This is a genomic window from Streptomyces sp. NBC_00620, from assembly GCF_026341825.1.
Classification (GTDB): domain Bacteria; phylum Actinomycetota; class Actinomycetes; order Streptomycetales; family Streptomycetaceae; genus Streptomyces.
Map to the genome: position 1 here is coordinate 1023031 of NZ_JAPENY010000001.1, position 13715 is coordinate 1036745.

Sequence of the window (13715 nt, forward strand, 5' to 3'; positions counted from 1 at the left end):
TCAGCGGCCTCGCTGGTAGTCGCGCCACATCGAGCGCAGGACGACGACGCAGATCGTCAGGGCGACCACGCCGATGGCCAGCACCACCAGAGCGATGGAGAAGCCGATCAGGATGGCCACGATCACGAAGCCGACGACGACCAGGGCGAGCAGGCCGAAGCAGCCGGCGCCGACGTACGCGCCCCACGGGTACGCCTTGAGCGGCTGCAACGGCGCTTGAGCGACCGGGGCCGGGGTCGTCGGTGCGGGCGCCGCGTACATGGGGTTGCCCGCGAGGTCGTAGCCGATCTGCTGTCTTTGTACGGGCTCGGTCACGGCGCCCACCTCCGCATGCTCCGGGCGATACGGGGGCGGGCAGCGAGGCCGAGCACGAAGGCGACGACGATGGGCTGCGAGGCGAGGGTGACGACGAGCGCCGGGCAGAGCACCAGGAGCAGACCGAGGAGCGCGCCGAGGAGGATCCACCTCATGACCGCACCTCGTGCTGCGCGTCGGCGGCGGCGAAGCGGGCCGTCATGCGGGCGCGCACAGCCTCCGCAGCCTGGTGGATCGCGAACCGCGCGACGTCCTCTGGCTGCCCCTTGTACGAGGCGGCGAGGAGCCGCAGATCCTTCCCCAGCTGATCGCTCGGCGGCAAGGTCACGCCCTCGGGACCGGGCCGCGGGTCGGCGCTCACGGGGCGCTCATCCGCAGGCGCATCGGGCGCCGCAGTTGTGACCATCTCGGTCACAACCGTCTCCATGTCCCTGCGCGCGGTGTGACGGGAGATCCCCAGCTCAGCAGCGATCTCCGTCGCGTTCCTGCCCGCGTCGACGAGGTGGCGCACCAGGACTTGGCGCAGCTCACGAGACAGCTCACTCACCGCTCATCACCCCCGGCGAGGAACGTGTCCAGCTGGTCGGCGAGGTTGCGCAGTTGGTCGGCGTACGTCTCAAGCGCGGCCGCGAGCTCGTACAGGCCGACGGGGTCCAGAGTCAGGCCGAGGACGGACACAGACACACCGGGGGTGCTGCTGCACAACTCCGGGATCTCGGCCGTTGAGAACGGCGACTGCACGAGGCTCGCGTCGGTGATGTGCCGGCCGCGGAAGGCGAGGACGGTGTCGGGGCCGCTGTGGAGGATGTCGGCGCGGTGGTCGTCGGGCCTGTGGTTGGGGTGGCCGATGCACCAGGCCGGTTCGGGGATGGTGATCTCGCCGTGGTCGAGCGTGGCGAGGGTGACGGTACGGTTCGTCACGGGTCTGACTCCTTGATCGAGAAGGATTCGGATCAAGGCGCCGTTCGGTGTTCGTAGCACCGGGCGGCGCCGCTCTGTCTGCGCGAGGCAGACGAGCGGAGTCACGGAGGATCGCGCCCACGCGAGGGCACACTCAGGGCACAAGACCCTGGATAACGCTGTGCAACAGTGGCAAATACTGGCAGTAGTTTCCGCACGTCAACCCCCCTTCTAGGGGTCACGTGCAGGTCAGAGGATCAGGCGGGCGGTACGTGAACTACCGGTAGCCCGTGCTGCGCCAACCAGCGGCAGCGGCTGCCTCGTCATCCGGCGGCAGTGGTCGGTTCGTTGCGCGTACGAGGAAGGGTGGGCACCCGGGATCCTGGGGTGCCCACCCTTCTCGCCTGCTGGCTGCGGCTTCGGGGGTACGCGCTCAGCGGCGCGAGTCGCCGAACAGGATGCGGTAGAGGACCAGCAGGACGAGCGACCCACCGATCGCTGCGGCCCAGGTGGCGCCGTCGTAGAACTGCTTGGTGATGGGGTGGTCCAGCCAGCGCGCGGATACCCAGCCGCCTATGAAGGCGCCCGCGACACCGATGACGGTCGTTCCGATGAAGCCGCCCGGGTCGCGGCCCGGCAGCAGGAATTTGGCGATGGCTCCGGCCAACAGCCCCAGAATGATCCAGCTGATGATGCCCATGCCCTGAACCTGCCTCTCCGCACTGTGCCTGCGCTGTGCACCTGCTCCGGCCAGGCTGTGCTCATGCCTTGATGCCGTGATGACTTGAAGGAGATTGAAGGAGCTTGAAGGCCTTCAAACCGCTGGTCGCGCTTGTGTTCGTGGGTTGTTGGTGGGGAGGACGCCTCGTTGGCGCTGCTCGGTTGCACTGATCAGTAGGGTGCGGCACATGACACAGTCCGGTGCGGCACAGCCCGGTGGGCAAGGTTCAGGCGGGCAGGAGGGCGGCGGCTCGCAGGGCGGGGCGGAGCTGCGGCGGACGCTCGGGGTCGGGGACGCGGTGGTCATCGGTCTCGGGTCGATGGTCGGCGCCGGGATCTTCGCGGCGCTGGGCCCCGCAGCACACGCCGCCGGGTCCGGGCTTTTGCTCGGGCTCGCGGTCGCCGCCGTGGTCGCCTACTGCAACGCGATGTCCTCGGCACGGCTCGCCGCCCTGTATCCCACCTCGGGCGGCACCTACGTGTACGGGCGCGAGCGGCTCGGGGACTTCTGGGGGTACCTGGCGGGCTGGTCGTTCGTCGTCGGCAAGACGGCCTCCTGTGCGGCGATGGCGCTCACCGTGGGCGCGTACGTCTGGCCGGGGCAGGCGCACGTGGTGGCGGTCGCGGCCGTGGTGGCCCTGACCGCGGTGAACTACGGCGGCGTACAGAAGTCGGCCTGGCTGACGCGGGCGATCGTGGCAGTGGTCCTCGCGGTCCTCGCTTCCGTGGTCGTCGTGTGCCTCGGCTCGAGCGCCTCCGACGCCGGGCGGCTGGACGTCAGGCTCTCCGCCGGGGCGGGCGGGGTGCTTCAGGCGGCTGGGCTGCTGTTCTTCGCGTTCGCCGGGTACGCGCGGATCGCGACGCTCGGTGAAGAGGTACGGGATCCTGCGCGCACCATCCCGCGCGCCATCCCGTTGGCTCTGGGCATCGCGCTCGTGGTGTACGCGGCAGTGGCGGTGGCTGTCCTTTCCGTGCTGGGGCCGGGTGGGCTCGGGGACGCCTCGGCGCCACTGGCCGACGCGGTGCGTGCGGCCGGTGTTCCGGGGCTCGTGCCGGTGGTGCGGGTGGGTGCGGCCGTGGCCGCGCTCGGCTCACTCCTCGCCCTGATCCTGGGCGTTTCGCGGACGACGCTGGCCATGGCCCGCGACCGTCATCTGCCGGGCGCCCTGGCCGCCGTACATCCGCGCTTCCAGGTGCCGCACCGGGCGGAGCTGGCCGTGGGCGCGGTGGTCGCCGTGCTGGCCGCGACGGTGGATGTGCGGGGCGCGATCGGCTTCTCCTCCTTCGGTGTGCTGGCGTACTACGCGGTGGCGAACGCCTCGGCCTGGACGTTGAGTTCGGCTCCCGTGTCGCGCGTCGCGCCGGTGGTGGGGCTCATCGGGTGCGTCACGTTGGCGTTCGCGCTGCCGGGGGTCTCGGTGGTGTTGGGGGCGGCAGTGCTGGCGGTGGGGGCGGCGGCGTACGGCGTACGGCGGTGGGCAGCCGCTTCGCAGTAGCGGCCGCGGGCTGGGACGGAGGCGCTGCCTTGCGGTGGGCGCGGGTGGTGTGGGGGTGGGGCGTACGGGCCCGGCTGACGGAGGTGCGGTCGCCTCCAGCGGGAGACCGCGGCGGAAGACGGCCGCGGGAGGCGGTGACCGAAGACGCCGCGGGAGACGGCGACGGCACGTGGCCGCCCGTAGCTCCGCGAACGGCTATGAGGCCCGTGGCGCCGCCGTGCGTATGCGGAATTCGGGCCAAGGGGCCATGTCCGTATCGTCGTGGGACTCCTCGTACCAACCGGTGCGGTCCAGCCATGTGCGCAGCCAGGTCGCGAGGTCGGGTGCGTCCACGTACCAGGCGTGGTCGGCCTCGTCCGCGTTCGGTTCGAAGAACAGAACCGTGCCGTCCAAGCTCTGGCAGTCCACGCACGCGTACATTCCGCAGCCCCAGTGGGATATCGGCAGTACGCCCTCGGGCCACGGCCAGTCGGGGTCCTTGCGGCCGCTCTTTCTGTTGGCGAGGTACTGCGGCACGGCGGCAGGTTCACCGGACGGAGAGCCTTCGAGCAGGGGCAGCAGACCGTACTCGGGGCCGAATCCGCCGTCCCCTATACGCACATAGAGCGCGGCGAGCAGCGCGGGCAGCGGGAAGCCGAGGGTGGCTTCGGCGCGGGAGAGTGCGGCCGTGTCCACGGGCTCCGGCAGCGAAGGCCAGCCCCATGGGCGGGTGTTGCGGGCCTCTTCCGCCACTTTCTCCAGCAGCTGCTCGATTTCGGTCATGGGTTCATGATGCAGCGCGGCACTGACAATCGGGCAGCCTGTGGATAACCCTCGGCACCGTCCGACACTGTCCGGTGCCGTCCGACACTGTCCCGTGCCGTCAGGCGAGACGGACGTCGATGTGCCTTTCGGCGAAGAAGTCGAGCAGTTCCTCGAAGGTCGCGGGGCGGTAGCCGGTGTGCGGGGTGACGCCGAGGCAGGTGCGGGCGACGTCCGCGTCGTGCCAGACGAGAGTGAAGGGCCCCTCGGCGCCCCAGCGTCCGCGGAGGCAGTCGTTCAGGGCGCCGAGGGCCCAGCCGAAGTATCCGCCTGGCCCGTTCACCGCTTCACCGATCGCGCAGAAGAAGCCCCGCTCATCGGTGATGTGGCGGCCGTCGAGGTGGTATGTGGTGCCGGGCGGTCTGTCCGGCTCGCCATGTGCGCGGTTCGTGAGAGCGGTGCGGAGCCAGAACTCGCGGCCTTCGGCACCGCATTGAGCCCAGAGGTTGGGCTCGGACGGTCGTCCGTCCCACCACAGGTCCCAGACCTCGGGGGCCGCGGTCGGCGGCCTTTCCGACCAGGGTTCGAGGGTGAGGTCGACCAGGCCTCGGCCGCGTGCCGACGGGATCCACGCGGTGAGTTCGCCCTCGACGGCCGGCTGGACGGTGCGGCCGTGCGCGTCGAGGCGCAGCACCTTGGCGTGCCCCAGGTCCTCCTCGCCCGCGTCCAGCGCCGCGCGCAGGGCTCCGCTCGGGGAGCAGCCGAGCAGCCGCAGTGCCGGCTCCAGCGGTTCGAGCGTTTCGTGGCGGACGTGTGCCAGGTCCTTGCAGGTGCCCCAGGGGTGGTTCTCCGCGCCGGACAGCCGGTAGCCCGGGGAGAGCGGTGGGCAGTGCGGATAGTCGGACGCGTTGTCGATCGACTCCGACGCCTCCACGGTGATGTCGCGGAGTGACAGGTCCCGCGCGCACGGGCGGTCGTCGATGACACGCGCGTCGTCCAGCTCCCACTCGACGACGAACTCGCCTGTCTTGTCCAGGACTTCCAGGGTGAGAAGACCGAGCGGCGCCGAACCCTCGGCACGCGCGCGCGTGAGGGCGGTACTCAGCTCGCCCTCCAGGGCGCAGCCGAGCAGTTCGTACGTCCCTCGCGCGGGACGGGGTGGATCACCGAAGAGACCCTCGGCGTCCGCGCACGACGCCCATGTCTCCTCGTACCCGTCCTCGCCCTTGAACTCGGCTTCGGCGTCGTAGGACAGCAGTAGGTACTTCGGCGGCTCCACCCCCGGGGCCACCCCGTCAGCGCGTCGCGAACGGCTGGTCGGTGCGCACGATTTCGCGTCCGAAGGGGAGCAGCGAAACGGGGATGAGCTTGAAGTTGGCGATACCGAACGGGATGCCGATGATCGTGAGGCACAGGGCGATGCCGGTGACGATGTGGGCGAGGGCGAGCCACCAGCCCGCGAGCACCAGCCACAGGACGTTGCCGATGCAGGACGGTGCGCCCGCGTCGGGTTTCTCCACCGTCGTATAGCCGAAGGGCCACAGGGCGTAGACGGCGATGCGGAACGCGGCGATGCCGAACGGGATGCCGATGATCGTGATGCACAGCAGCAGGCCCGCGAACAGGTACCCGAGGAACAGCCAGAAGCCGCTCAGGATGAGCCAAATGACGTTCAGGATTGTCTTCACTGGTGTCGACCTGCCATCTTCTCGAGCCGGGCGATGCGCTCCGCCATGGGCGGGTGCGTGGAGAACATCTTCGACATGCCCTGTCCGGGGCGGAAGGGGTTCGCGATCATCATGTGGCTTGCGGTCTCGATGCGCGGCTCGGGGGGCAGCGGCAGCTGTTTGGTGCCCGCGTCGAGCTTGCGCAGGGCGCTGGCGAGGGCGAGGGGGTCACCGGTGAGCGCGGCGCCGGACGCGTCCGCCTCGTACTCCCTGGAGCGGCTGATGGCGAGCTGGATGAGGGACGCGGCGAGCGGGCCCAGGATCATAACCAGCAGCATGCCCAGAATGCCGGGTCCGTCATCATCGTTCGAGCGGCCGATCGGGATCAGCCAGGCGAAGTTGACCAGGAACATGATCACGGAGGCGAGGGCTCCGGCGACCGACGAGATCAGGATGTCCCGGTTGTAGACGTGGCTCAGTTCGTGGCCGATGACCCCGCGCAACTCGCGCTCGTCGAGGATGCGCAGGATGCCTTCGGTGCAGCACACGGCCGCGTTGCGCGGGTTGCGGCCCGTCGCGAACGCGTTCGGTGCCTCCGTCGGGGAGATGTACAGGCGCGGCATGGGCTGGCGGGCCTGCGTGGAGAGGTCGCGGACCATGCGGTACAGCGCCGGGGCCTCGAATTCGCTCACCGGGCGCGCGCGCATCGCGCGTAGAGCCAGTTTGTCGCTGTTCCAGTACGCGTACGCGTTCGTGCCGATCGCGATGAACAGCGCGATGATGAGGCCGGTACGCCCGAAGAAGCTGCCGATGACGATGATGAGTGCGGACAGTCCCCCGAGGAGTACGGCGGTCCTGAGCCCGTTGTGCCGGCGGTGCACGGTACGCCCTCCAAGTGGTGCGGCAGGGGAACCCTTTGCCTACTGATGCTCTGCTTCCACTCTTCAGTGGACCCTCCCGTACTGGTCAACGCCAGACGAGAGGCACTAGTTCCCTTGTGCGCGCACCTGCGGGGGTGGGCCGTCCGGGTGACGGTCCACGCGCGCGTGTGCCCCAGTGGGTGTCAGAAAAGGCCTGTCGCCGAGAAGCGCAGGGCCAACTGGGGTGCTCCCGAGAGGGCGATGCCGAGGACGGCCGTCAGGGCGATCGCCGCCGTGAGCGGGGCCGGGACGCGGTGTTTGCCGGGTTCGCCCTCGGGGGCGCGGAACAGCAGCGTCGTCCACTGGAGGTAGTAGAAGAGCGCGATCACCACGTTGACCGCCATGACGACGGCGAGCCAGCCGAGGCCGGCGTCGACCGCCGCCGAGAAGACGGTGACCTTGGCGAAGAGGCCGATGATGCCCGGCGGCAGGCCCGCGAGGCAGAGCAGGAAGAAGCCGAGGAGCAGCGCCGACAGAGGGCTCGCCGCGTACAGCCCGCGGTAGTCGCTGATGCGGTTCAGGGGGCTCGTACGGGCGACGAGGGCGGCCACCGCGAAGGCGCCGAGGTTCACGGAGGCGTACATCAGGGCGTACGCGACGGTGGAGCCGATGGCCTTTTCGGCGTCCTTGGAGTAGGCGGCGGCCGCGATCGGCACCAGGAGGTAGCCGGCCTGGCCGACGGAGGACCAGGCGAGCAGCCGTACCGCGCTGTACGCGCGCGTGGACTGCTGCCGCAGGGCGCCGACGTTGCCGACCGTCATGGTGAGGGCTGCCAGTACGGCGAGCGCCGGGCCCCAGACGTCCGCGTACGACGGGAAGGCGACGACGGTGACGAGGATCAGCCCGGAGAAGCCGACCGCCTTGCCGACGACCGACAAGTAGGCGGCGATCGGCAAAGGCGCCCCTACGTAGGTGTCGGGCACCCAGAAGTGGAAGGGCACGGCGGCCGTCTTGAAGGCGAAGCCGATGAGGGTGAGGGCGACGCCCGCCTGCGCGAGCGTGTGGAACTGTCCGTCGACCTGCTGGATCTTGTCCGCGATCTCGGTGAGGTAGAGGGTGCCAGTCGTGGCGTAGACGAAGCTGACGCCCATCAGGCTCACGGCGGTCGCGGTGACGGAGGACAGGAAGAACTTCAGGGCCGCTTCGGAGGACTTCCTGTCGCCGCGCTTGATGCCGACCAGGGCGAAGGCGGGCAGGGAGGCGACTTCCAGGGCGACGATGAGGGTCGCCAGGTCGCGCGAGGCGGGGAGCAGGGCGGCGCCCGCGGCGGAGGAGAGCAGCAGGAACCAGTACTCCCCTTCGGGGAGTTCCTTGTTGGAGTCCTTGAGGGCCGTGACCGAGAGCAGTGCCGTAAGGAGCGCGCCGCCGAGGACCAGGAGCTGGATGACGAGTGTGAAGCGGTCGGCCGTGTAGCTGCAGACGTCCGCGTCACCGGTCAGGCAGAAGGTGGCACGGTCACCGTCCAGGAGGGGCAGCAGCATGAGCGCGGACGCGGCGAGTCCCGCGACCGACAGCCAGCCGAGCAGCGCCTTCTTGGAGTCGCCGAGGAAGAGGTCGGCCACGAGCACGACGAGTCCCACGACCGCGGCGATGGTGGGCGGCGCGATCGCGAGCCAGTCGACGGACTGGACCACGGACTGGGCGGCCAAGGCGCTCATCGGGTGCCTCCTGCGAGGAGCTGCTGTACGGCCGGGTCGGTCAGGCCGAGGAGGGCCTTGGGCCAGAGTCCGGCGACGATGGTGAGGGCGACCAGCGGCGCCCAGGCCGCGAACTCGTAGCTCTGGACGTCGGCGAGCTTCGGGCTGTCGGGCCGCGGGGCGGCGCCCATGCAGACGCGGCGTACGACGACGAGCATGTACGCGGCGGTGAGCAGCGTGCCGAAGGCGGCGATCGCCATGAACGTCAGGAACGCGGGGCGGCTGAGGTCGTCGGCGGGATTGAACGCGCCGAACAGCGCCAGCATCTCGCCCCAGAATCCGGCGAGGCCCGGAAGTCCGAGGGAGGCGACCGCGCCGAAGGCGAGAAGGCCGCCGAAGCGGGGGGCCTTGCCGTAGAGGGCGGCGCCGGTCTCCTCGGCGAGAGCGTCGAGGTCGGTGGTGCCCGTGCGGTCCTTGAGCGCGCCGACCAGGAAGAAGAGGAGGCCGGTGATGAGGCCGTGGGCGATGTTGGCGAACAGCGCGCCGTTCACGCCGGTTGGCGTCATTGTCGCGATGCCGAGCAGTACGAAGCCCATGTGGCCGACCGACGAGTACGCGATGAGCCGCTTGAGATCGCCCTTCGCGCCCTGTTTGGCGAGGGCGAGGCAGGCCAGGGATCCGTAGATGATTCCGACCACGGCGAAGGCGGCGAGGTACGGGGCGAAGGTGCGCATGCCTTCGGGTGCGATCGGCAGCAGAATGCGGACGAACCCGTACGTACCCATCTTCAGCAGGACGCCGGCCAGCAGGACCGAGCCAACGGTGGGCGCGGCGGTGTGGGCGTCCGGCAGCCAGCTGTGCAGCGGCCACATCGGCGTCTTGACCGCGAGCCCGATCCCGATCGCCAAAACGGCGATGACCTGCACGGATGTGGTCAGCGACCGGCCGTTGTCAGTGGCGAGTGCCACCATGTCGAATGTGCCGGACTTGATTCCGATCAGGAGCAGGCCCAGCAGCATGACGACGGAGCCGAGCAGTGTGTAGAGGATGAACTTCCAAGCGGCCTGGGTCCGTTGCTCACCGCCCCAGCGGGCGATGAGGAAGTACATCGGGATGAGCACCATCTCGAACGCGAGGAAGAACAGCAGGAGATCGAGGACGGCGAAGGTGGCGAGGGTGCCGGACTCGAGCACGAGGACGAGTGCGACGAATGCCTTCGGGGTCGGGCCCGCGGGCATCTTGAAGTAGCTGTACAGCGCGCAGAGGAATGTCAGCAGCGCGGTAAGGACCAGAAGGGGGAGGGAAATGCCGTCGATGCCGAGGTGGATCCGCACGTCGAGTGCGGGGATCCAGCTGATGTCCGTCGTGGCCTGCATCCTCGACGGGTGGTCGTGGTCGAAGCCGAGCGTGAGGACGATCGCGGCGATGAGGACCGCGCCGGTGACGGTCACGCCGTGCCGCAGCACGGCCTGCTCGGGCGACTTCCCCTTCAGCCCGGGCGGGGCCGGCAGAAGAGCCGCCGCCGCGCCGATGAGCGGGCCGACGACGATGAATGCCAGAAGGATCTGCATCACGGATTCACTGATATCGATCACGCCTGCTCACGCTCCCGTGGCGACTAGGAGGGCGGCGACCACCAGGACGACGGTGCCGGCGAGCAGCGCGCTCACATAGGTCTGCAGATTGCCGGTCTGGGCACGCCGGACGGCCTCGCCGAGCCAGCGGGGCAGGGCGCCCGCACCGCGTACGTAGGTGTCGACGACCTCCCGGTCGAGGAACCGCACGAGGGTGGCTCCGGCCTGGACCGGGCGGACGAACAGCGCCGCGTACACGGCGTCGAGGTGGAAGCCGACGGCCGCGTGGCGGTGCAGCGGGCCGAGGAGCAATCGGCCCGGGTCCGCCGGATCGGGGGTGTAGGCCACGTCTCCGTAGGCGGGTGCGTGGCTGGCGATCGCCTCGGCCTCGACCAGTCCGGCATCGGCGTCGGGATGGGCCGCGACCGCACCCACGGGGATCTGGGCAGCCATCGCGCTGGTGTGCTTCCAGGCGCCATAGGTGACGATCACGCCGACCAGGGCGAGCCCCGTGCCGAGGACGGAGGTGGTGAGGACCGGCGTCAGGTCGCGGCCGTCGAACCAGCCGGGCAGCGGGCCGTACGCCAGACCGAAGGCGAGCGACGGGACGGCGAGCACCCACAGCACGACCGTCATGGTGAGCGGCTGCCTGCCGTGGTCCGGAGCCTCGACGCCCTGGCCGCGGAAGGCGAGCAGCCACAGGCGAGTGGCGTACGCGGCGGTGAGCACGGCGCTGACAAGGCCGGCGACGAGGACGATCCAGCCCGCGGCGCCGGGGGCGTGTTCGGTGTGGCCGGTGGCGACGTGCTCGGCGGCGCCGAGGACGGCTTCCTTGGAGAAGAAGCCGCTGAACGGCGGGATCGCGGTGAGTGCGAGCAGCGCCACGGTCATCGTCCAGTAGGCGTCGGGGACGCGGGTGCGCAGGTCCTTCATACGGGACATGGCGGCGAGCGAGTTGGTGCCGGAGGCGTGGATGATCACGCCGGCGGCGAGGAACAGCAGCGCCTTGAAGGCGCCGTGGGACAGGAGGTGGAAGACGGCGGCACCACGGTCGCCGACGGCGAGGGCGCCGGTCATGTAGCCGAGTTGACCGATCGTCGAGTAGGCGAGAACGCGTTTGATGTCGTCCTGCGCGAGCGCGGCGAGCCCGGAACCGGCCATCGTGACGGCGGCCATGACGGCCAGGACGACCATCGCGGCCGAGGAGGCCTGGAAGACGGGAAGGAGCCGGGCGACGAAGTAGACACCGGCGGCGACCATCGTCGCGGCGTGGATCAGCGCGGAGACGGGGGTGGGGCCCGCCATCGCGTCGGGTAGCCAGGTGTGCAGCGGGAACTGCGCCGACTTGCCCGCCACACCGGCGAGGAGCAGCAGCGCGATCAGCGTCGGATGGTCGAGGCCGCCGCTCGCGACGGTGCCGAGGACCTTGGTGATGCGGAAGGACCCGGCGTCGGTGGCGAGGGCGAACAGGCCGATCAGGAAGGGGACATCGCCGAGTTTGGTGACCAGGAAGGCCTTGATCGAGGCGGCGCGGGCCTCGGGGGTCTCCCAGTAGTGGCCGACCAGGAAGTACGAGCAGATGCCCATGATCTCCCAGCCGACCAGGAGCACGATCAGGTCGCCGGAGTAGACGACGAGCAGCATCGCGGAGGTGAAGAGGGAGACGAGGGCGGCGTACGAGGGGTAGCGCGGGTCGTCGCGCAGGTAGCCCGTCGAGTAGATCTGCACGCAGGAGGCGACCAGGCCGACCAGGACGGCTACGAGGGCGGCGAAGCCGTCGATGTGCAGGGCGAGTTCGATGGGGACCGAGCCGGTGGGTGTCAGCTCGGTGGCGGCGTCGACGGCCTGGTTACCGCCCTGGCGTACGGCGACGAGGACGGCGAGGACGAGCGCCGTGAGAGTGGGGAGCACGGCGAGGGGGCGTACGAAACCGGGGGCCGTGCGGCCGAGGAGAAGGCCGGCCGCGGCGCCCAGGAAGGGAAGGAGGGGGACGAGGACGGCGAGGGTGGTCGTGGTCACGCGGTGGCCTCAGCCTTCTCGACTGCCGTGACGGTGGCTTCGTCGGAGCCTCCGCCGCTGTCGGGGCCGTCGGTGTCCGGGCCTTCGGCGGTGTCGCGGAGCTTGTCGATGTCCGAGGTGCCGCGGTTGCGGTGGACGGCGAGGACGATCGCCAGGCCGATGCCGATCTCGGCGGCGGCGATGGCGATGGTGAACAGGGTCAGGGCCTGGCCGGAGTGCAGGGTGTCCTGGGCGGTCTTGCTGAGCCACACGTCGAAGGCGACGAGGTTGAGGTTGACGGCGTTGAGCATCAGCTCGACGGACATCAGGACCAGGATCGCGTTGCGGCGCGCGAGGACTCCGTACAGGCCCGTGCAGAAGAGGAGGGCGGAGAGCACGGCGGGATAGGCGAGGTGCATCAGCGGGTGCCTTCCTTCTCGCTCCGGGGAGTCGGGGCGGGCCCGGTGGCTGGGAGGCTCCCGGGGGCCGGGGCGCCGGTGGTGATCGCCGTGTCCGACTTCGCCTTGCGGGAGAGGACGATCGCGCCGACCAGGGCGGCGAGGAGGAGTACGGAGAGGGCCTCGAAGGGGAGCACCCAGTTCTGGAAGAGGGCCTTGCCGGTCACCTCGGTGGAGCCGGCGGCGGCGCCGTCCAGATCCATCCACGTCGTGCGGAAGGCGTCGACGACGACCCAGATCAGGGCGGCCGCGGAGGCGACGGCCACGGTCAGGGCGGCCCAGCGGTTGCCGGAGTCGGCGTCCGGGGAGCGGCCGATGGGGGCCTTGGTGAGCATCAGACCGAACAGGAGGAGGACGACGACGGAGCCGACGTAGATGAGGACCTGCACCCAGGCGATGAACTCCGCGGTGAGCAGGAGGTATTCGACGGCGAGGCCGCCGAGCGCCACCACCAGCCACAGGGCTGCGTGCACCAGCTGCTTGGTGGTGACGGTGACGATCGCGGCGCCGAGGGTGACCAGGCCGACGAGGAGGAAGGCGATCTCGACGCCGGTCGGGGAGAGGAAGCCGTGGTTGTCGGCGGCGGTGGCGGTAGCGGTGGTCATGGCGTGCGCCGCCGTGACCGTGGCTGCTGCGGCGCTCACGACTCGCCCTCCTGTGGATCGGCGGAGTCCGCCTGGGCGGAATCGGGCCGGCCGGCGGGCTCGGCCTGGGGCGAGGCTTCGGCCTGGGGTGAGGGCTCGGCCTGGGGTGCGGGTTCGGCCTGGGCTGCCGCGAGCTTCTCGGCTGTCTTGCGGGCGGCGGACAGTTCCTTCGGCTCCTCGGCGGCGGGGTCCAGGGCGGGTGGAGCCGGGACGGTCCACATCCACTCGCGGAGCTTGTCGCGTTCGTGGGTGAGTTCGTGGATGTCGGTCTCGGCGTACTCGAACTCCGGGGACCAGAACAGCGCGTCGAAAGGACAGACCTCGATGCAGATACCGCAGTACATGCACAGGGCGAAGTCGATGGCGAAGCGGTCGAGGACGTTGCGGCTGCGTTCGCGGCCACCGGGGGCGGCGGGCGGGACCGTCTCCTTGTGGGAGTCGATGTAGATGCACCAGTCCGGGCACTCGCGGGCGCACAGCATGCAGACCGTGCAGTTCTCCTCGAAGAGGCCGATGACGCCGCGGGTGCGGGGCGGGAGTTCGGGCTGGGCGTCCGGGTACTGCGCGGTGACGGTCTTCTTCGTCATCGTGCGGAGGGTGACGGCCAGGCCCTTGGCGAGGCCGGAGCCGGGGATGGGGGCCATG

General features: G+C 70.1%; 16 protein-coding genes. 1 reads left to right on the forward strand and 15 read right to left on the reverse strand.

The genetic code is table 11. From position 1 onward, the window contains the following. The 5 genes from OG246_RS04615 to OG246_RS04635 form a co-directional block, all read right to left on the reverse strand. Nucleotides 1–315, reverse strand: a complete 315-nt coding sequence (locus OG246_RS04615; RefSeq protein ID WP_266456202.1) for a hypothetical protein — start codon at nt 313–315, stop codon at nt 1–3. Beyond that, nucleotides 312–470: a hypothetical protein gene (locus OG246_RS04620; protein ID WP_266456205.1), complete on the reverse strand. Its 159-nt coding sequence runs from the start codon at nt 468–470 to the stop codon at nt 312–314. Before OG246_RS04620 ends, OG246_RS04615 begins: the two co-directional genes overlap by 4 nt. Then, complete coding sequence (locus OG246_RS04625; protein WP_266456208.1) at nt 467–862, reverse strand: hypothetical protein; 396 nt, start codon at nt 860–862, stop codon at nt 467–469. The genes OG246_RS04620 and OG246_RS04625 overlap by 4 nt, the downstream gene beginning before the upstream one ends. Next, nucleotides 859–1236, reverse strand: a complete 378-nt coding sequence (locus tag OG246_RS04630) for a hypothetical protein (protein WP_266456215.1) — start codon at nt 1234–1236, stop codon at nt 859–861. Before OG246_RS04630 ends, OG246_RS04625 begins: the two co-directional genes overlap by 4 nt. A 412-nt stretch (nt 1237–1648) precedes the next feature. Beyond that, on the reverse strand, nt 1649–1915 hold the full coding sequence (locus OG246_RS04635) for a GlsB/YeaQ/YmgE family stress response membrane protein (RefSeq protein WP_266456218.1): 267 nt from the start codon (nt 1913–1915) through the stop codon (nt 1649–1651). 208 nt (nt 1916–2123) lie between these two features. Here OG246_RS04635 and OG246_RS04640 point away from each other — a divergent pair, with 208 nt between their 5' ends. Beyond that, nucleotides 2124–3431, forward strand: a complete 1308-nt coding sequence (locus OG246_RS04640) for an APC family permease (RefSeq protein ID WP_266456221.1) — start codon at nt 2124–2126, stop codon at nt 3429–3431. A 195-nt stretch (nt 3432–3626) separates the two neighbouring features. Here OG246_RS04640 and OG246_RS04645 read toward each other — a convergent pair whose 3' ends face one another. From OG246_RS04645 to OG246_RS04690, 10 genes are all read right to left on the reverse strand, one after another. Then, nucleotides 3627–4193 carry an SMI1/KNR4 family protein gene (locus OG246_RS04645; RefSeq protein WP_266456224.1) on the reverse strand — a complete coding sequence of 189 codons (567 nt, stop codon included), beginning with the start codon at nt 4191–4193 and terminating at the stop codon, nt 3627–3629. A 100-nt stretch (nt 4194–4293) separates the two neighbouring features. Further along, nucleotides 4294–5451 carry a barstar family protein gene (locus OG246_RS04650; protein ID WP_266456227.1) on the reverse strand — a complete coding sequence of 386 codons (1158 nt, stop codon included), beginning with the start codon at nt 5449–5451 and terminating at the stop codon, nt 4294–4296. Between the two features lie 16 nt (nt 5452–5467). Then, entirely contained in the window at nt 5468–5860 is a 393-nt protein-coding gene (locus OG246_RS04655; protein ID WP_266456229.1) for a YccF domain-containing protein, read from the reverse strand. Next, a complete protein-coding gene (gene htpX / locus OG246_RS04660; protein ID WP_266456232.1) occupies nt 5857–6720 on the reverse strand; it encodes a zinc metalloprotease HtpX in 864 nt (287 codons plus the stop codon). Before htpX ends, OG246_RS04655 begins: the two co-directional genes overlap by 4 nt. Before the next feature lie 182 nt (nt 6721–6902). Beyond that, a complete protein-coding gene (locus OG246_RS04665; RefSeq protein WP_266456235.1) occupies nt 6903–8417 on the reverse strand; it encodes an NADH-quinone oxidoreductase subunit N in 1515 nt (504 codons plus the stop codon). Then, nucleotides 8414–9991 carry an NADH-quinone oxidoreductase subunit M gene (locus OG246_RS04670; RefSeq protein ID WP_266456238.1) on the reverse strand — a complete coding sequence of 526 codons (1578 nt, stop codon included), beginning with the start codon at nt 9989–9991 and terminating at the stop codon, nt 8414–8416. The genes OG246_RS04665 and OG246_RS04670 overlap by 4 nt, the downstream gene beginning before the upstream one ends. 6 nt (nt 9992–9997) lie before the next feature. Further along, nucleotides 9998–11989, reverse strand: a complete 1992-nt coding sequence (locus OG246_RS04675) for an NADH-quinone oxidoreductase subunit L (protein WP_266456241.1) — start codon at nt 11987–11989, stop codon at nt 9998–10000. Further along, complete coding sequence (gene nuoK / locus OG246_RS04680; RefSeq protein WP_266456244.1) at nt 11986–12387, reverse strand: NADH-quinone oxidoreductase subunit NuoK; 402 nt, start codon at nt 12385–12387, stop codon at nt 11986–11988. The genes OG246_RS04675 and nuoK overlap by 4 nt, the downstream gene beginning before the upstream one ends. Further along, on the reverse strand, nt 12387–13031 hold the full coding sequence (locus OG246_RS04685; RefSeq protein ID WP_266463861.1) for an NADH-quinone oxidoreductase subunit J: 645 nt from the start codon (nt 13029–13031) through the stop codon (nt 12387–12389). Before OG246_RS04685 ends, nuoK begins: the two co-directional genes overlap by 1 nt. Before the next feature lie 35 nt (nt 13032–13066). Then, complete coding sequence (locus OG246_RS04690) at nt 13067–13714, reverse strand: NADH-quinone oxidoreductase subunit I (RefSeq protein ID WP_266456246.1); 648 nt, start codon at nt 13712–13714, stop codon at nt 13067–13069. Nucleotide 13715: the final 1 nt, after the last annotated feature.

Excerpts from the sequence above, each read along its gene's own strand:
- OG246_RS04620 (WP_266456205.1), bottom strand. The coding sequence starts at position 470 with ATGAGGTGGATCCTCCTCGGCGCGCTCCTCGGTCTGCTCCTGGTGCTC.
- OG246_RS04635 (WP_266456218.1), bottom strand. The coding sequence starts at position 1,915 with ATGGGCATCATCAGCTGGATCATTCTGGGGCTGTTGGCCGGAGCCATC.
- OG246_RS04640 (WP_266456221.1), top strand. The coding sequence starts at position 2,124 with ATGACACAGTCCGGTGCGGCACAGCCCGGTGGGCAAGGTTCAGGCGGG.
- OG246_RS04645 (WP_266456224.1), bottom strand. The coding sequence starts at position 4,193 with ATGACCGAAATCGAGCAGCTGCTGGAGAAAGTGGCGGAAGAGGCCCGC.
- OG246_RS04665 (WP_266456235.1), bottom strand. The coding sequence starts at position 8,417 with ATGAGCGCCTTGGCCGCCCAGTCCGTGGTCCAGTCCGTCGACTGGCTC.
- nuoK (WP_266456244.1), bottom strand. The coding sequence starts at position 12,387 with ATGCACCTCGCCTATCCCGCCGTGCTCTCCGCCCTCCTCTTCTGCACG.
- OG246_RS04685 (WP_266463861.1), bottom strand. The coding sequence starts at position 13,031 with ATGACCACCGCTACCGCCACCGCCGCCGACAACCACGGCTTCCTCTCC.
- OG246_RS04690 (WP_266456246.1), bottom strand. The coding sequence starts at position 13,714 with ATGGCCCCCATCCCCGGCTCCGGCCTCGCCAAGGGCCTGGCCGTCACC.